Here is an 18,219-nt window from a genome sequence, read left to right as displayed (position 1 = left end):
AAGGCTATGATGCCCGGGCCGCCTCGGCTTTCACCGGTAGCGAGAAGACGAATTTTGCGCCATTCGGATCATTTTTCTCGACCCAGATTCTCCCGCCATGGGATTCGAGAATCGACCTGCAGATCGCCAGCCCCATGCCCATCCCCTGCCCCTTTGTCGTAAAAAACGGCTCGAAAATGCGGTCAGGATTGTCGATGCCCGGACCATTGTCGGCGATCTCCGTGTGAACCCAGTCTTCATCACGGCGCACGCGCAGCTGCAGGAGGCGGCGATCTGGAGCCGCATCCATTGCTTCCATCGCATTCCGGATAAGATTGACGAGGACCTGCTGGATTTGAATGTGATCGAAGAACAGCGGCGGAAGATCGCTGTCGATACGCGAGTTTATCCGGACGCCTCGTCTCAGTGCCTCTTCTGCCATCAAGTCGCGCGCTTCGGTAACCACGTTACCAAATGCGTTGACACGACGTGAGTCGTCGGAATGCTTGAAAAGCGCCCGAATGCGGTTCACGACGTCCGTCGCGGTATTCGCACTTCTCACAACACGATCCAGCGCCTTCTGGGCTCGCTCCATATTCGGCGGTTCTGCGTTCAGCCACCGCTGGCACGCGTCGGAACTGGAGATCATCGCCGCGAGCGGTTGACCTATCTCGTGCGCGATCGATGCGGTGAGCTCAGCCAGGCTCGCCGCCTGGCTGGCCCTGGCAAGGTTCCTCTGGGCTAGTCGCAGTTCCTCCTGCGCACGAAGCCAATCGTCGATGTCGAGGCACACGCCGTTCCATTGAACGATTTCACCTTCCGCATTGTACATCGCCAGTGCCCGGGTCTCCATCCAGCGATATTCTCCGTCGAACCGCCGCATTCGGTGCCTCATCGCGTACGGCTTTCCTGTCGGCAGCGACTGGCTGTATTTTCTCTTAACGGCGGGGAGGTCCTCGGGATGGATGATCGCTTCCAAGGTGGCGTGGAGGCTCTTACCGGTTTCTGCATCTTCCTCAATCCTGAAGCCCAGATATTCGCTCAGCTTCTGGCTGCGATAGATCGGCCTGCCATCAGGGGCCAGACAGTAGATGAGTGCCGGCAGTGTCTCCACCAGCTGATGAAGAGAGTGCTCGCTCTCCCGCAGCGACTGTTGAATCCGCATCTCCTCATCGACATCAACTGAAAGGCCATACCATTCAACAATAGTGCCGTTAGTACCGCGCAGGGGCTCGAACCTGTCGGCCGTCCAACGAAAAGTTCCGTCTTTCCGTCGTCGGCGATATCTCATTGAGAATGCGTCGCCCTTCTGAATGCATTGGAGAGCCTGACCTCGAACCTGCGCGACGTCGTCCGGATGGATCAAGTCCAGCGCGGCCTTCGCGAACTCCGAAAAGCTCGCCTTCGACAATCCGGCTTCTTCGAGAAAGCGCTTGCTTACGTAGGAAAGCTCTCCCGCGGCTGTCCAACTGCAGATGTGGACCGGCAAGGCATCGATCAAGCGTTGCAGGTGCCATTCGCTTCGCCTGAGCGCCTCCTCAGTGGCGACCTGATCGTTGACATCGTGACAGAGGCCGTACCATTGGACGATGCGGCCATCGTGGTCTCGCACCGATTCCGCACGGCTGGACATCCACCTGTAAACGCCGTCATGGCGACGCAGGCGATATCTCATGAAGAAGCTCTCGCCCGTTACCAGGCTCTGATTGAGCGCGCCACCGAACTCTTCCGCATCTTCCGGATGAATTGCCATCTCGATCATGGCGTCCAGTCGGCTGAGGCCAGGTATCTGGATATCGCTGACGTCCCGGCCGAGATAGTCGATCATTCTCTTGTTGAAGAAGCTCGGTTCTCCCTCGGGCGTCAGCCGCCAAAGATGGCTCGGTACGGAATCCACCAACAGCGAGAGTTCGAGCTCCCGGTCATGCAAGGCGTCGACAGTTTTTCGGTCGCTATCGATATCGAGCGAGGTCCCGTACCAGCCGACGATGTCGCCAGAGTCGTCCAGGATGGATCGACCGGAGCTTCGTACCCAACCAAAGCCGGTCCTGCGTCTGATGCGAAATTCACTGTCGAACGGATACCCTGACCGAAGGCAATGCCGCCACTCCCCGGCAACACGTTCGTAGTCGTCGGGGTGAACCAGTTGCTTCCAGGCCCCCTCTCCCTCACTCCACCACGCATTCAGGTCTTCCGGGGTCTTCGCTAGCGCGAGCTGCAGATCATGGGACAGATAGGTCCACCTCCCGCTGGCATCCATAGCCCAGCCATTGCCTGACAGTTTCTCGACGGTCTTGGCGGCTCCCATGGGCGAATTAACAGCTGTAGCAAGGCCCGGCGCCATGGTTTGCTCTCCCCTGAGCGGCACTGTAGTTGCTCGCACTGCTTTTTACGCCCGCTTTAGGGTTCAGTCCAACCGAGTGGCGTTCCGATCACGAGTGTTTGAAGAAAAGAGTAATCTCCTGTTGCCGCTGGTCGCGCGCACCCGCCCAACGTGTGAGTTACGCCGGCAAGCGGGACATCTCATGCCACCGCAGCAAACGGGAACCTTCAAGTCTTTTTGGAATTTACGGACTACCACGAAGGAGGCTGTCGTGATCCGTAGGCTGAAATCCGGCGAGTATCGGCTCTATTCACGCAAGGTCGATCCAAAGACCCACAAGCGCAAAAATCTCGGCACGTTCAAATCACGCGAAGCGGCTGAGAAGCACGAGCGCGAGGTGCAATATTTCAAGCATCATGTTTGAGGTGAAGCGTCCGCGATCAGATGCACGCAGACACGACGCACGCGAATGGGTGCGTTACGCACAGCATTTGTCGTGAGCGGATGAACGCTTTTTGATGTCGCCAGAGGGGAGTATTTTTACCTGCAGACTGTCAGAATCTGGTGATTGGAGGGGATGGTGCCCGTAGACCGCAGTAGCAAATTCGTGCTCGTTTTGGCGGTCGCAACGTGTCAGATGATCTTTGCACCAAGAACTGATGCTGCAGACGATACCGTTCAAATCGACAGCGGAATGCTGCGAGGTGAGACGATAGGCACGGTCATTAGCTTCAAAGGCATACCCTACGCCGCTCCGCCTGTTGGTAATCTGCGATGGCGCAATCCAACGCCGGTGTCGAAATGGAATGGCGTCAGGGAAGCGCGGAGTTTCGGTCCTTCATGCGTGCAGGCCGATGATTTGCCAAAGTCCGAAGACTGTTTGACTCTCAACATCTGGACACCAGTCAAACGTTCCAGGACACCGCTTCCGGTTATGGTTTGGATACACGGCGGCGCTCTTGTACACGGGAATACCCTTCAGTATCCCGGCGACCAGCTCGCCGCGCAGAGAGTTGTGTTCGTCAGCATGAACTACCGCCTAGGACGGTTGGGTTTCTTCGCTCATCCTGGGCTCACAGAGGAATCTCCTGATGAACCGGTCGGTAACTATGGTTACATGGACCAGCTTGCAGCATTGAAATGGGTGCAACAGAACATCAAGGCCTTCGGCGGCGATCCGAAGAGGGTGACCATATTCGGAGAGTCAGCAGGCGGCGGCTCGGTGATGGCTCACATGGTGTCGCCTTTGTCGCGAGGGCTCTTCCAGGCAGCCATTTTGCAGTCGCCGGGCGCTCCCACGGCGCGTGCCCAAAGCTTGCCGCTGTCATCGCTGAAGCAAGGGGAGAAAGCCGCGTTGGACTTTGCCGACTCTCTCGGAATCACTGGCACCGATTCCGGAGCTCTCGCAGCGCTCCGGGCGCTACCTGCTGAAAAGCTGACCGAGGGTGCATCGGCACCAGAGGCGCTGGCGGGAATGTCGACAAGCAAGCCGGTCATCGGCATTTCAGGACCTATCCTTGATGGACAGTTTTTGCTCGAAACGCCCGAGGCGGCCTTCGCAGCAGGACGTCAAGCGCCAGTGCCCGTCATTGTCGGAGCGAATAGTCGTGATCTTGGTATCGGCCAGGCCGCGACGAAAGACGACCTGTTCCAGATATTCGGGAAGGCTGCGGCAGAGGCTCGCGCGCTTTATGATCCCGGGAACCGAGAGACGCTCGAAGAGCTCAGACAGCAGCTTTTCGCAGACAAGACGATTGTCGAGCCGTCTCGCCATCTCGCTGACGAGATGATCCGAGCAGGTCAGCCGACCTGGTGGTATCGCTTCTCCTATGTCGCCGAGGCGCTGCGCGATGATCCGAAATGGAAAGGCACTCCGCACGGCTTTGAGACTCCGTATATGTTCGACATCCCAGCCGCATTGGTGAAAGACAAGGTTACGCCTGCCGACTGGGCCATGGCCGCACTTGCGAGTGGCTATTGGGTCGATTTTGCAAGAAAGGGCGATCCCAATGGTGGCTCACGGCCATATTGGCCCATCTACGACCCCAATACCGATAAACTCATCAACTTCACCAACGACGGCGCGATCGTAGGGCCCGATCCGCTGAAGCCCAGGCTCGACCTCTGGCAAAGATATTGGAACGAGCAGAACTGAGGCTGCGGCGCCTAAATGCACGAAACGCCTACTCAAAATGCTATTCTGGGAGGCCGGCGCAGCGCAGTCCGTCAAGGAAACGTTGCCGATCGGCGTCGTATTTGTAGGCCAGCCTCTTGCCCCGTTCCGCGACAGAAAAGTCCGGCTTCGCTTCGAGTGCCATCGCAACATGCTTGGAAAAGCGAAGTCGAGCTTGTTCTTGGCCTGCTCGTGCACATTGGCGGCAATGCAAATTCCTCCCGGCTCCGCCAGCCCCTGCAGGCGATCGGCAATATTGACCCCGTCCCCCTGAATGTCATCGCCTTCGACAATCACATCCCCAAGGTTGATGGCCATGCGAAATTCAAGTCAACGATCGGGTTGCCTGTCCGCATTGCGTTCAACCTCAATGTGCTGCACGTCTGCGGCGCAGCGAACGGCATCGACGACACTATGGAATTCCACCAACAGACCGTCGCCCATGAGCTTGACCAGGCGACCGTGATGGGCACTGATCGTTGGCTCGAAGACCTCATGCAGGTCTATAACAGAAGGTTCAGGCCTGTTGCTATTTCCGGTTCCTCCCGTTTCCAAGCGGATAGCCGACCAGCAGGGCCACGGTGCAGAAAGCGTTCGGATCTTCGTCATGCAACGTTCGCTTACTTGCCTGCGAAAATTGCGATCGCTAATATGCCATGAGCAAATGAGCTGTCCGGGGGACGTTCATGGCCAATGCTCCTCATATGCAGACAGGCGAACCTCTGGTTCAGCAGACCGTCCACGTGGTGGAAGACGACGAGCAATTTCGCATTTCACTTATAGATCAGCTCGAGTCGCTTGGAATTCACGCCTTGGGCTTCGATGCGGCCCTCGATTTCTTCAGCCACGCTTCGCAGGATGCAGGCGGCTGCATTCTGCTCGACGTGCGGCTACCCGATCTGAATGGCATCGAATTCCAGAAGGAACTGAAGACGCGTGGATACGACCTTCCCGTGGTCTTCATGACGGCACACGGGGACGTGACAACGAGCGTCAGTGCCATGAAGGCGGGCGCTGTGGACTTTCTGCCAAAACCGTTGCAGCGACATGAGGTTGTCGAGGCGATCACAACCGCCTTCACGATCGATCGGGAGCGGCAGACCCAGCGAGCGTATCGCAAAGAAATACTGGAGCGAGCTGCCACCCTCACCCCACGCGAAGTCCAGATCATCGGACTCGTCGTGGGCGGGTCGATGAACAAGCAGATCGCCTTTGAACTCGGCATCAGCGAAATCATGGTGAAGCTCCATCGTGGGCGTGCCATGAAAAAGATGCGGGCGGCGTCCCTGGCGGAGTTGGTTCGGCAGTTCGAATATCTCAGCCATTAGTATTCTGCGCTGGAGGCTGGCGGGTGTTCCGGCGTTGTCGCTTCGTACCCGCCGGATCAACGGATCTGGAGCTTCTCGACTTTGCGAACAAGGTCGGCAAGAGAGCGAGCCTGCATCTTTCGCATCACGCTCATCCGATGGAGCTTCACAGTCATCTCGCTGATCCCGAGTTCAAAGGCGATCTGTTTGTTCATAAGCCCACTGACAACGGCCAGCATGACCTCATGCTCTCGCGGGGTCAGTGTGTCGACCAGTGACCGGACATGAGCTTGTTCGGCTTCAATCTTTCGTCTTTCGCCATCCAGTTGAATTGCGAGATCCACGGCATCGAGTAGATCCCGGTTGACGAATGGCTTCATGATGAAATCGGTGGCTCCCGCCTTCATGGCTCTGACGCTCGCCCGAACGTCCGCGTGGCCGGTCAGAAATATCACGGGCATCCTGCTTCCCATGGTGATGAGTTCGCTTTGGACATCCAAGCCGCTGCCTTCGGGCATTCGAAGGTCGACCACGACACAGCCGGGCGCGGTCGTGTCAACAGTCTTAAGGAAATCAGGACCGCTGGAGTAGGCAGAGGCGCGCCTGTTCGTGATCATGAAGAGATCGAGCAAAGACTCCCGGATCTCCTTGTCGTCGTCGATGACGTGAACGATAGGTTCGGCGGATAAACCCGCCTTCGTTGCCAGGCTTTCCATGATCTCACCTCGACTAAAAGGCGAACGCTCACCAATCGCACTCCCGATGTTGAAGGGCCGGTTCCCGCTCGCCCCTCTCGTGATGGGTTCGCCGCTCGCGGAATTGTGCTCACCGCCAACTTATCACGGGTTAGAGATCCTGGGATGGTAAACCTTGGTTTACGTCCCGGGGGGGCGACCTAGGGAGCCGCAACGACCGGCGACAGTGCCGGCCCGATCACCCCAAACCTTGGTTTGCATTGACCTTCTTCGACCAACAACCGAATCTAACAGCACCCCAAAAATCGAGACGGATCGAATGAGACAGCAAACTACGAGGGGCATGAGATGAAGATCGCGGTTATCGGCGCAAGCGGCATGATGGGATCCAAGATCGCTCGCATCCTTGAACGCGATGGATTCGACATCATAAGAGCCTCGACGAGCACAGGCGTCAACGCCTACACGGGTGAAGGCGTGGAACGTGCACTGTCCGGAGCAGATGTCGTCATTGACGTGACGAATACCGGATCATTCGGAGAGACCGATACACTCGACTTCTTCAGGAAAACAAGCGGCAACCTTCTGTCCGCCGCGAAAGCTTCCGGAGTGACACACTACCTTGCGCTGTCGGTTGTTGCTGTCGATCGACTGGTGGAGAACGATTATTTTCGCGCAAAGCTGGTGCAGGAAAACCTGATACGAGCCTCCGGGTTGCCATTCACGATTGCACGCTCGACGCAGATGTTCGAGTTCTTCAATGGGATTGTCGATGCAAGCGCCGTGGACGAAACGCTGAGAGTGCCTTCTGTTCGTGTCCAACCGATAGCTGCCGACGAAGCGGCTGGCGCGATTACCAATTTGGCGACCGCGAAGCCGTCGAACTCAATTGTTGAGATCGGCGGCCCCGAAGCTTTTGAACTGGTGGAAATCGCGCAGGAGCTTCTTACCGCCGCGGAAGACCCCCGTCCGGTCGTCCTCGACCCTACTGCCCGCTATTTCGGCGTTGCCCTCTCGAAGGACGGCCTTCTACCCTCTCGCATGATCGCAACAGGGACGCTTTCCTTCCACGAGTGGCTGTTCACGAGCATGTCCGTGCAAGATGTCGCGTGAGAGATCATGGGAAATTCGCGGTCTCGATGGACGCTACCCCTGCCTCGTGCGGAGACGCTCGGCGTAGTTCGCATCCAGATGTCCGACACTGACCGGTAGGAGGTTCTCGTAACCTTCGCGCAACTCGCTTTCGTTGAGCCATCCTTTGCCGCTGGGATCGAGCTTGTTCCAATGCTGCTCAGCGGTTGCAGGATCGAACACACGATTGTCGATCTTCGCAAGGCGTGCCTGTGAATCCATGTACTCGCTCTTAGTGACAGTGCTGTCCTTGTTGCTGTCGGCCCAATCGAGTTGCTGTTTGGTCAGGCGCGCGTAAAAATCATCGATGAGTTGATCGTCCGAACGAACGGCCGGGGCCTTGGGCGCCGACACAACTTGCAGCTTTTCGTCGGAAACAGACGGTGCTTTACGCGACGTTGGCATCATGAGGCTGTACATCGAACTATCAGAATTTACTCGCACGTTTTTCATTCCTCCATATCGACGTGATGTGGAAGATAAGTTGCAACTTCAGCTTGCTCCAAGCTTGCACAGTCGGCTGTAGCAGTCAGTGCGCGCCACCCTCGGAGAGCTGGACGGGCTTCTTCAGCAGGAGCGAGGCAAGCAAGGCCACGATGAGCGCCACCCCCAACAGGAAGAAAGTATCGCTGAAGGCCATGATGTTGGCCTGTTTCCTGATTCTGAGCGCGATCGCGACAACGGCCTTGTGTGTCGCCATTGCTTGGTCGCTGACGCCGTGGCTCATGAAATAGGCCGTCAACTGCGCGACACGATCACGAGTCGCCTCCTCAAAGGCGCTGACCGCATTGGTCAGAATGTTGGAGTGAAATTGCTCCCTCTTCGTCAGGAAAGTCTGCAAGGAAGCAATTCCGACAGCGCCGCCGAGATTGCGCATCATGTTGAACAGCGCAGACGCCGAACCGGCGTTCTGCTCTTCGATACCCGCTGTTGCAATCGCCGACAGCGGAGTGAAGACGAGCGCCTGTCCGACCGCACGCACGACATTCGGCCAGAAAAGCTGGTCGCTCCCGTAATCAGCGGTCATATAGACATTCATGAAGTTCGAGGCCGCAAAGAGACTGAATCCGACGACGATCAGCAAACGGACGTCGAAGACCTTCATCATCCGCGGTACAAGCGGGATGAGCAGAAGCTGAGGTATGCCCGTCCAGGCAAGAACGACCCCGATCTGCTCCGAATTGTATCCTTGAACCCGTGAGAGATAGATCGGCAGAATGAAGGCCGAACCGTAGAGTGCCATTCCCAGCAGAAAATTGGCAACGACACCGAAACCGAAATTGCGGACCAGGAGAAGCCGCAGGTTCAGAAGCGGGTGAGCCGACTTTATCTCGATGATGAGAAAAAGCGTAAGCGACACCACGGCAATGACCGATAGCCGAACGATGAAGTCGGACCCGAACCAGTCTTCCTTGTTCCCTTCCTCGAGCACCGTCTGCAAGGCTGCTAATCCAACGGCCATCGTGACGATGCCCGGCCAGTCGCCCTTGGCAAGCAGACCCAAATTCATCGGGGCGGGCTCCAGAGATACGAAGAGCATCGCAATCATGAGCGATCCAGGGACCAGATTGACGTAGAAGATGAACTCCCAACCGTAGTTCTCCGTCAGGTAGCCCCCGATCGTCGGTCCTATGGCGGGAGCAAAGGTTGCCGACAGCGCAAACAGCGCGAGGCCCATCGGTTGCTTGGGTTTCGGCAACAACGTGATGATGATGGTGAATGCCATGGGGATGAGGACGCCGCCGGTAAAGCCCTGGATCGCGCGCAGCACGATCATCTGTTGCAGATTAGCGGCAAAGGCACAGGCAACCGAGAAGACCAGAAACAGGGCGGCGTTGACTAGGAGATAGGTGCGGACAGAAAAGACGCGCGCCAGCCAGCCCGTGAGGGGAATAACGACAATCTCGGCGATCAGATAGGAGGTCGATATCCACCCTCCATCGTCCTTCCCGGCTCCTATGGCTCCCTGGATGTCTGCCAGTGATGCGTTGACAATCTGAATGTTCAGGACGGCCATGAACGCGCCGAGCGTTGAGCCGACCACCGCGCACCACATCCGAAAAGCACTCAGCGCGGGCTCGACCGATTTCGCAAACTGCTGATTGCTGTTGGCAGGGATCAGAAGAGTAGCCATGAGACCTCACTCCTTCGGGCTTCCATTGACTGCCGATCACGACCATGGAAGCACCGATCCTCATATTCCTTCCGACATCCGGGTGGCCTTGGTATCCACTTCAGGCTCCACCGACATTCCGGACCGGAGCTTGCCGGCGATACCCTCGTCATCAATGAGGATCTTGACCGGAATGCGCTGCACGATCTTGGTGAAGTTTCCAGTCGCGTTGTCGGGTGGAAGCAACGAAAATTCCAGGCCGCTGGCGGGCGAGATGCTGTCGACGTGACCCTTCACCGTAAGATCCGGAAAGCTGTCGACCCTGATCTCGACGGTTTGGCCGGGGCGAACGTAAGTGAGTTGGGTTTCCTTGAAGTTCGCGACAACATACACGGCATGGAGCGGAACCACCGCCATGAGCTGGGTGCCGGACGAGACGAACTGGCCAACACGGATCGACCGCGCACCAACGGTTCCGTCGACTGCTGCAACAATGCTCGTGTAGGAAAGGTTGAGTTTGGCCTGCTGGACGGCCGCCTCGGCTCGATCTCGCTGGGCTACGATCTGGTCGCGCTGTGTGCTAAGGACTCGCACTTTGTTCTGTGCGGCAACAAACGCGGCCTGATCGCGCTCTACCGCTGCAGACGCCTGATCCAATATGGACTGGCTCTGTTCGGCGCGCGACAGAGTACCGGACCCATTTGATGTCAGCCGCGCATTTCGCGCCGCATCAGATTTTGCAAAGTTATAGGATGCTTTCGAGACATCGACTGAGGCCCTCGCCTGCTCGATCACGGATGCCTGAAGTTCAATCTGCGCATCCAGGTTGGCAATGGCGGCCTCCGCACCTTGCAAGTCTGCGCGTGCCGAGTTGAGAGCGATCTGGAAATCGCGATCATCGATTGTTGCGAGAACCTGACCGGCTGTGACTGGGTCATTGTCGCTGACCCGCACGTCCTTGATATAGCCGGCCACTTTGGGGGCGACGGTCGTGTAGTCGGCCTTCACGTAGGCGTTGTCGGTAGACTCGATGAAGCGCCCGGCTGTCCAATAGTAATGGCCGTATCGAACACCAAACGCCGCGCCTGCGAGCAGGACCAAGGCGAGAGATCGTCTCTTCCAGAGGCTCCTGTTCGACTTCGCGGGCACTGTCGGCTTCAACGTATCGACAGGAGTCCCATCGGTGGTTCCTCTGTCAGTCTCGGCGGCTTTCTCGAAGGTATCCTGGCGAGGCAATTCGACCATCTTCCTTCTCCTGGCAATCTCCCGCGTTCAAAAACGCAGGCCCGGCGGCGGGGTGCCGCCAGGCCGTATCTGGTCAGGCAGCTGCCTGGGGACGTTGTGCAAACCACGTTTTGACGTCCAGCTTGCCAAGCTTGGCTGGTCCGAGAGGAACCAAGGACTGGTCATCGACTAGCGAACCGAAGTACCTGGCCTGGGGATCGACGACGACCGTTCGCTTGTCGCCGATAGCGGTGAGATAGCCCTTAACGAAATCACTCAGGGGCTTCTTCTCAGGCCCTGCGATTTCGATGGTTCGGTTCTCGGCAGCACCAGCAGCGGCCTCAGCGACGAAGCCTGCAACCTCGTCCGCAGCAATTGGCTGGAACGCGCCGTGCGAAACGTGGACTGTCCCATCGACGGTCGCGCTATCGGCAATCCCGCCCAGGAATTCGAGGAACTGGGTGGAGCGGACGATGGTGTATGGGATGCCACCCTTCTTGATGAGGTCTTCCTGAGCAACCTTGGCCCGGAAGTAACCGTTCTCGGACGATCTCTCGATGCCAACGATGGAAAGCGCGACGTGGTGGTCGACGCCTGCCGCGCGCTCTGCTTTGAGCAGGTTTGTTGTTGACGTTTGGAAGAACGAGAGAACGGCGCTCGGCTCAAATGACGGCGAGTTGGTGACGTCGAGTACGACGTTCGCGCCGGCAAGTACGTCGTCGAGTCCCTCGCCTGTGAGTGTGTTGACCCCGGTCGACGGGGACGACTGCACTACATCGTGTCCTTGCTTGCGCAGGCGCTCCGCAACTTTCGTTCCAACGAGGCCCGTGCCTCCGATGATGACGATTTTCATGGTTCTATCCTTTGAGACTGGATATCCACCGAGGACATCTCAGGTTTTGAGATTGAGGCAGTAGCAGGCGGCACTGCCGTCGCCTCCTCCCGCCCCACAGCAACTGCTTACTTGTCGGGGGTCGTCAGCTCCGTCTCGGCCGTGTCGACGACGAATACGGCAAGAATCTTCGCAGGCTTCGTGTTGCTCGCATTCGCGCTGACTTTATGGTGATCGCCGGAGACCTCGATCCAGTTTTCACCGGTCTTGTAGACCTTGACCGGGCCATCGTTGACCTGGCTCTTGATGCTGCCTTCGATCACGGTGGCGTAAATGAAGGCGCTTTTGGCGTGCGTGTGCGAGGGATTGGACCCGCCGGGACCGTATTCGACGAGCACGCCGCGCACGCTTTTTCCGGGTACGTTCGGAAGCACGTGGTCGAATACGATCGAGACCTTGGCATTGTGGGGTTTATCCGCGGCTACGGCAGGCACAGCCATCAGCGTTGCGCAAAGCAAGCCACTTGCGAGCCTTAGCATGGCAATTCTCCTTCGTTGACGTCATTGATTGTGACCGAAGCCGATCCTATGCGACGGGCATTGGGCACAATAGATATACGAAGGTTTGCCAAATCTATACGAAGGTTTGCCGAACCGACCGCGCCGGTTTGGGTCGATCGGATGGGCCGCCTGACTCTTGCCGCAGAGCGAACATGACCGGGCACGCCAGCGCGGGTGCCGACCGCGGCGTCAAAAACACACCAATTTGGACTAGTTTAGGCTTCGGTTGGGATGGGGTCGCCTTGATCGAGCCTCAAGGGTTCAGGTGTTCCCGGTGCGCGCGAAAGATCGACCGAATTCCTTTGAGCAAATCCAGTCTGCGCCGCTCATTGTGGATTGTCGGTACCCCGGAATTCACCCCGAGCCCTTCGCGATGAGCAAGATGGGCAGCGAGGTCTTCGGCGAGTTCCGGTCGTTCACGCATCAGTGGCGCAAAAGCAGTCTGGTCGATCTCATAGACGGTGACCCGCGTTACCGCATAGAGCCCATGTTGCTCTGCCATACCGGCGAGTGATCCCTGTTCTCCGAAAAAGTCTCCGGGGGCCAACCGCGCCACTTCCTCGTCACCCTTCCTCATTGCGATGATGCCCGCACGTACGATCATGAGGCTGGCAAGACGCCCCCCTTCCCGGACGATTTCAGCCCCCGGGGAAAAGGTTCTTCGGCTGGCAGACGCGACGAGGACATCGCGCTCTTCCTGGCTCAGCAATGAGAAGATCGAAATAGCGTCGATGAGGCTCTGCGCCGGGGGCGTCGCGGGACGCGGCGCGCTTCGAAGGTAGTCTCCTGCAAGTGGGCTTTCCGGGGGGAGCGCCAACTGCAGGCCGTTCGCCTTGCAATGACGATATACGAGGTCGATGACTTCGGTTCGCGCAGCACCTCGTTGCGCCGGGCTGGTGACGCGAAATTGCAGTTCGACAGTCACGGCGCTGCCGTCAATGCCGGCAAGCACGACGTTTGGGGGTGGCTGCTTCACGATGAGGTTGCAGCTGTCGAGCACGGTGTGCATCACCTCGACAATGGTTCGGGGCATGTGTGTCGGGGCAACCCGTATCGACAGGTCGATTTGATGGTTCTCGTCCGGCCGGCTGACATTCGTCAGCCCCAGCTTGGCCAGGACGCTATTGGGCAGCACCACGATGTTATGAGCGCCTGTCAAAAGGTAAGTCGAGCGCCAGTTGGTGGCGACAACACGTCCCTCGGTGCCATCGCTCAGATAAATGAAGTCTCCGATGACATAGGGGCGGCCTAGCGTGAGAGCGATGCCGGAAAATACGTCGCTCAAGGTGCTCTGTAGGGCAAGACCGAGAATGATGGCGATGACGCCAGACGTTGCCAGCAGCGTTCCGATCGGCACGCCGAAAACAAACGCCATGATTGACAACAGCACCCCGAGATAGACGAGTGCGACGATGAGATCCTGGATCAGTCTCGCTTCTCGTGGCCGCCCGTCCAGGACGATGTAGATACGAACGAAGCCGATCACGGCCCACGACAAATGGACCCACCAGAGAATCTTGGCCGATACCATCAACGCGTTGGCGCCGTTTAGGTCCGCGGGGTCGAAGCGGAACGGCACAATCCGAGCGTAGGCAAGCACGGCGGTCATTGACAGGAAGACTGCGATCTGAACGATCAGGCGCTGGGTCGGGCGTCCCTGTCCCTGCATATGCCAAATGACAATCCCAGCGAGCCCCATCACACTGATAAGCAGTGGCAGCAGGTGAACTTCCTGACCCATCACGATCCCACAACGAAAAATTCTGACCCCATGCGCCGATCTAGAGGCGCACATGTCACGCGGCGGCTCAGCGCGACAGTCGAACATAGGCCGACGATGCGAGCGCGGCTACTACACCAAGGTTTACCCTCACGGCGATGCCACGGCGCATCGTTTGCGTCTTGCTGAGTGCTCATTGGGTCGCAGAGCGCCTTCCGTCCCTTCACCCGCACCATGACTTTCTATATAGCCGCTTGGACCGAATATAGAATCTCACTGATGCGCAATCCTCCCGAATACCAGAATCCCCTCCAGGGAATGGCCCTGATGGCAGGCGCGATGCTCGTGCTGCCGACGATGGATGCGATCGCCAAATACATGGCGACCGTCGAGGCGATGTCGCCCGGCCAGGTGACATTCTACCGCTTCTTCTTCCAGCTCGTGTGCACGCTGCCGTTCCTTTTCGCGGTATTCGGCCGCAAGGCGCTTCACGCCAAGCGCCCGTGGATGAATCTGTTGCGCGGTGCCCTCCATGGGGCGGCGAGCCTGCTCTTCTTCGTTGCCGTGAAATATATGCCGCTCGCGGACGTATTCGCGATCTATTTTGTCGAGCCCCTCATGCTCACGGCGCTGTCGGCGATCTTCCTCGGAGACAAGGTTGGCTGGCGTCGGTGGATGGCGATTGTCGTCGGGTTCGGTGGCGCAATGATCGTCATTCAGCCGAGCTATGAGATCTTCGGCCTGAAGGCGCTCTTACCCGTTTTCTGCGCCTTCCTGTACTCGCTTTATCTCTTCATGAACCGGGCGATCGGCATTGCTGACTCCCCGCTGACCATGCAGACGATGGCTGGTATCGGCGGCACCGCGTTCATGGCTGTCGCGTTGATCGCGGGCAATGGACTTGGCGTCGGCGATTTCCATCCCTCCCTGCCCTCCTCGGCATTGGGACTGGTTCTGCTGCTGATCCTCGGGACGATTTCGGGCTATGCCCATATGGTCATCGTCCGAGCCTTCCGGCTCGCACCGCTGTCGCTGCTCGCACCATTCCAGTATTTCGAGATCATTTCAGCAACAGTACTCGGCTACGCGCTATTCGGCGATTTTCCCAACGTTTCGAAGTGGATCGGCATCCTGATCATCGTCGCGTCCGGTCTCTTCATCATCTGGCGGGAGCGTGTGCAGGCGCGATCGTTAAAAACGTCGTGACTATTTGAGCGCGCCATTAACACTGCTTCTTGAGGGATCATCAATTCGCTCGCAGTAGAAGGGCCCTTCGGCCTCATGATGAGGTCCTGGAGACAAAAGATGAGCGAATTCCGTCTCGCTTTTCCGGCATGTGTGATTGCCGGGAAGCATCAGCTGACCACCGAAGACATCGGTCTGCTGCGCAAACATACCTTCCCGGAAGGCATCCGGACCGCCGACAACGTTGTCGCCATGTTGGCGCTGAACAATTCCTGCCCCGCAAAATGCCCGGAGTGGAACTCCTTCTTTGTGGAGCAACTCGCTGGCTTCATCGTCAACTATAGCTACCCTCAGGGGTCTCTCGACGAGATCAATGTGGCCTGGCTCATACGCATGGTCGCGACCGACGGCGTGGTCAATTCGGAGATCGAGCTCGAACTGGTTCTGCACGTGATGGAGATCGCGGTAAACGTGCCGGATGAGTTGCGCGCCTTTGCACTCGATCAGTTACGTCTTGCGCTGGCGGAAAACGTCGGCGGATACCGGCTATCGCGCGCAGTGGATCGAAAGGGCATCACGCGACAGGATATCGATTACATGATGCGGGTTCTCCGCGGCATAAGCGATGCCGGCGTTATCAGTGCGCCGCCCCTCACTTGGGGCGTTATGATGCGGATCGCGGAGGAAACGCTGCCGGCGGGAAATCACCCGCGTTGGGCCGACATTCTCTCGGCGCTCCAACTCGTGGATTATGCCGAAGCCCCACGCCGCAGCCGATGGCTGAGGATCGTCGATGACAGTTTCGGCAACGAAACCGCCGTGGCCTGAGACACGCCGATATTCTTTCGGCTGATTGTGCGTTCCGGGGTTTTATGCGTAAAACTTCGGAACGCATGTTTTGGGTGGAGTCTCCATGTTCAAGAAAATCCTGATCGCGAACCGCGGCGAGATCGCTTGCCGCGTTATCAAGACTGCGCGCCGCATGGGAATTGCGACGGTGGCCGTCTACTCGGATGCGGATCGGGATGCACTCCACGTGGAGATGGCTGATGAGGCCGTTCATATCGGTCCCGCTGCGGCGGCCGAAAGCTACCTCGTGGCGAACAAGATTATCGCTGCCTGCAAACAGACGGGCGCCGAAGCGGTTCATCCCGGCTATGGCTTCCTCTCCGAGCGAGCGTCGTTTTGTGAAGCTCTGGAGAAGGAAGGCATTGTCTTCATCGGTCCGAAGCCGAAAGCCATCATGGCGATGGGCGACAAGATCGAGTCGAAGAAGTTCGCCAACGCCGCCAAGGTCTCCACCGTCCCCGGCTATCTCGGCGTCATAGAGGATGCGTCTCACGCGGAAAAGATCGCAGCCGAGATCGGTTACCCCGTCATGATCAAGGCCTCTGCCGGCGGCGGCGGCAAGGGCATGCGCATTGCCTGGAGCGAAGCGGAAGTCCGCGACGGCTTCGACCGAGCGCGTTCCGAGGCGAAGAGTTCCTTCGGCGACGATCGCGTATTCATCGAAAGATATGTTGTCGAGCCCCGCCACATCGAGATCCAGGTGCTCGCGGACGGGCACGGCAACGTCGTCTATCTCGGCGAACGCGAATGCTCCATCCAGCGCCGCAACCAGAAAGTCGTCGAAGAGGCTCCCTCGCCCTTCCTTGATGCGGAAACTCGCGCGGCCATGGGCGAGGAGTCGGTCGCGCTCGCCCGCGCCGTGGACTACCAAAGCGCCGGCACGGTGGAATTCATCGTCGATCGTGACCGCAATTTCTATTTTCTGGAAATGAACACGCGCCTGCAGGTCGAGCATCCGGTTACCGAACTGGTGACGGGTATCGACCTGGTCGAACAGATGATCCGCGTTGCAGCCGGTGAAAAGCTCCCCTTTACACAGAGCGACATAAAGCTGAACGGCTGGGCGATCGAGAGCCGGTTATATGCCGAGGATCCCTACCGAAACTTTCTTCCATCGATCGGGCGCCTAACGCGATATCGGCCACCCGCCGAAGGCAAGTCCGGTAACACCATCGTGCGCAACGACACGGGCGTTTTCGAAGGTGCCGAGATTTCGATGTACTACGATCCGATGATCGCGAAGCTCTGCACCTGGGCCCCGACACGTCTTGAAGCGATCGAGGCGATGGGCGAGGCACTCGACGGTTTCGTCGTCGACGGAATTGAACACAACGTCCCCTTCCTGGCCGCGCTGATGAAGCACCCCCGCTGGCGCGAAGGGCGTCTGTCGACCGGTTTCATCGCGGAGGAATACCCTGATGGATTTGCGCCGATGGTACCGGACGCACATCAGCAAGCCACCCTCGCGGCCGTCGCTCTTTCTGCGTCTCTCGTTGAAGCCAACCGTCGGGAGCGCTTCGCCGATCGCTTGCGCGGCCCCTCCGGCGCGACCCGTGAGGACTGGACCGTCAGGCTGGGTGACAGTTACGTCGATGCACGTCTGGTCGATGGGCTCGTGACGATCCCGTTCGACATGGACATCCAGATTGGCGGCAAGATTTCCAATGTCGTCACCGACTGGAGACCTGGCGATTCCGTTTGGCGCGGCAAGGTCGCGGGCCAAAGCGTGATTGCGCAGATCCGCCCGGTTCTCAATGGCCTCCGGCTGGACTGGCAGGGAATATCGCTGAAAGCCAAGGTATTGACGCCCCGACATGCCGCGCTCGATAAGCTGATGCCAGTGAAGCTTCCGCCGGATACGTCGAAGCTGCTGCTCTGCCCGATGCCTGGTCTCGTCGTTTCGATTGCCGTGGTCGAGGGCCAGGAAGTCAAAGCGGGCGAAACGCTTGCCGTGGTCGAAGCCATGAAAATGGAAAACGTGCTGCGCGCCGAGCGCGATTTGGTCGTCAGCAAGATCAACGCCAAGCCCGGAGAGAGCCTTGCCGTTGATGCCGTGATTCTCGAGTTTGCCTGACGGACGCTAACGCCTCTTGCTGCCTCGCTGGTTAGGTTTTGTTAACGGCTGGCC

At 58.2% G+C, this 18,219-nt stretch carries 15 protein-coding genes and 1 pseudogene; 7 read left to right on the top strand and 9 right to left on the bottom strand.

What is annotated here, in order from left to right:
- Window positions 1-4: 4 nt before the first annotated feature.
- On the bottom strand, window positions 5-2,323 hold the full coding sequence (locus tag AC1DPR_RS01465; RefSeq protein WP_477815646.1) for a PAS domain-containing sensor histidine kinase: 2,319 nt from the start codon (window positions 2,321-2,323) through the stop codon (window positions 5-7).
- 250 nt (window positions 2,324-2,573) lie between these two features.
- On the opposite strand from AC1DPR_RS01465, the gene AC1DPR_RS01460 reads away from it, so the two are divergent.
- Together AC1DPR_RS01460 and AC1DPR_RS01455 are read left to right on the top strand one after the other, a co-directional pair.
- Entirely contained in the window at window positions 2,574-2,726 is a 153-nt protein-coding gene (locus AC1DPR_RS01460) for a hypothetical protein (protein WP_112647943.1), read from the top strand.
- Window positions 2,727-2,879: 153 nt separating this feature from the next.
- Window positions 2,880-4,457, top strand: a complete 1,578-nt coding sequence (locus tag AC1DPR_RS01455) for a carboxylesterase/lipase family protein (protein WP_083929807.1) — start codon at window positions 2,880-2,882, stop codon at window positions 4,455-4,457.
- Window positions 4,458-4,625: 168 nt separating this feature from the next.
- Here the strand turns inward: AC1DPR_RS01455 and AC1DPR_RS01450 are convergent.
- Window positions 4,626-4,979, bottom strand: a pseudogene (locus AC1DPR_RS01450) (adenylate/guanylate cyclase domain-containing protein); the annotation flags it as partial.
- Window positions 4,980-5,161: 182 nt separating this feature from the next.
- Here AC1DPR_RS01450 and AC1DPR_RS01445 point away from each other — a divergent pair.
- Entirely contained in the window at window positions 5,162-5,803 is a 642-nt protein-coding gene (locus AC1DPR_RS01445; protein WP_018854945.1) for a response regulator transcription factor, read from the top strand.
- Between the two features lie 56 nt (window positions 5,804-5,859).
- Here AC1DPR_RS01445 and AC1DPR_RS01440 read toward each other — a convergent pair whose 3' ends face one another.
- A complete protein-coding gene (locus AC1DPR_RS01440) occupies window positions 5,860-6,498 on the bottom strand; it encodes a response regulator transcription factor (protein WP_477815645.1) in 639 nt (212 codons plus the stop codon).
- A gap of 327 nt (window positions 6,499-6,825) precedes the next feature.
- Here AC1DPR_RS01440 and AC1DPR_RS01435 point away from each other — a divergent pair, with 327 nt between their 5' ends.
- Window positions 6,826-7,590, top strand: a complete 765-nt coding sequence (locus AC1DPR_RS01435) for an SDR family oxidoreductase (RefSeq protein WP_477815644.1) — start codon at window positions 6,826-6,828, stop codon at window positions 7,588-7,590.
- A gap of 33 nt (window positions 7,591-7,623) precedes the next feature.
- Here the strand turns inward: AC1DPR_RS01435 and AC1DPR_RS01430 are convergent, their stop codons facing one another.
- The 6 genes from AC1DPR_RS01430 to AC1DPR_RS01405 form a co-directional block, all read right to left on the bottom strand.
- Window positions 7,624-8,028: an EF-hand domain-containing protein gene (locus AC1DPR_RS01430; RefSeq protein WP_477815643.1), complete on the bottom strand. Its 405-nt coding sequence runs from the start codon at window positions 8,026-8,028 to the stop codon at window positions 7,624-7,626.
- 109 nt (window positions 8,029-8,137) lie between these two features.
- Entirely contained in the window at window positions 8,138-9,742 is a 1,605-nt protein-coding gene (locus AC1DPR_RS01425) for an MDR family MFS transporter (RefSeq protein ID WP_477815642.1), read from the bottom strand.
- Between the two features lie 60 nt (window positions 9,743-9,802).
- The gene (locus AC1DPR_RS01420; RefSeq protein ID WP_029792319.1) at window positions 9,803-10,966 is read right to left on the bottom strand and encodes an HlyD family secretion protein; all 1,164 of its coding nucleotides are present in this window, start codon (window positions 10,964-10,966) and stop codon (window positions 9,803-9,805) included.
- A 73-nt stretch (window positions 10,967-11,039) separates the two neighbouring features.
- A complete protein-coding gene (locus AC1DPR_RS01415; protein WP_018854939.1) occupies window positions 11,040-11,798 on the bottom strand; it encodes an SDR family oxidoreductase in 759 nt (252 codons plus the stop codon).
- Window positions 11,799-11,905: 107 nt separating this feature from the next.
- Window positions 11,906-12,316 (bottom strand): cupin domain-containing protein, encoded by a 411-nt coding sequence (locus tag AC1DPR_RS01410; protein ID WP_018854938.1) that lies wholly within the window; start codon window positions 12,314-12,316, stop codon window positions 11,906-11,908.
- Window positions 12,317-12,590: 274 nt separating this feature from the next.
- Window positions 12,591-14,078 carry a mechanosensitive ion channel family protein gene (locus tag AC1DPR_RS01405; RefSeq protein WP_026371484.1) on the bottom strand — a complete coding sequence of 496 codons (1,488 nt, stop codon included), beginning with the start codon at window positions 14,076-14,078 and terminating at the stop codon, window positions 12,591-12,593.
- Window positions 14,079-14,384: 306 nt separating this feature from the next.
- Between AC1DPR_RS01405 and AC1DPR_RS01400 the strand changes: the two genes are divergently transcribed.
- From AC1DPR_RS01400 to AC1DPR_RS01390, 3 genes are all read left to right on the top strand, one after another.
- The gene (locus AC1DPR_RS01400; protein ID WP_049809231.1) at window positions 14,385-15,263 is read left to right on the top strand and encodes a DMT family transporter; all 879 of its coding nucleotides are present in this window, start codon (window positions 14,385-14,387) and stop codon (window positions 15,261-15,263) included.
- A gap of 99 nt (window positions 15,264-15,362) precedes the next feature.
- Window positions 15,363-16,070 (top strand): hypothetical protein, encoded by a 708-nt coding sequence (locus AC1DPR_RS01395; protein WP_477815641.1) that lies wholly within the window; start codon window positions 15,363-15,365, stop codon window positions 16,068-16,070.
- 85 nt (window positions 16,071-16,155) lie between these two features.
- Window positions 16,156-18,165 carry an acetyl-CoA carboxylase biotin carboxylase subunit gene (locus AC1DPR_RS01390; protein WP_477815640.1) on the top strand — a complete coding sequence of 670 codons (2,010 nt, stop codon included), beginning with the start codon at window positions 16,156-16,158 and terminating at the stop codon, window positions 18,163-18,165.
- Window positions 18,166-18,219: the final 54 nt, after the last annotated feature.

The sequence above is a fragment of the Rhizobium sp. 01T417 genome, from assembly GCF_056398905.1.
This window is presented reverse-complemented; position numbering and strand designations above follow the sequence as displayed.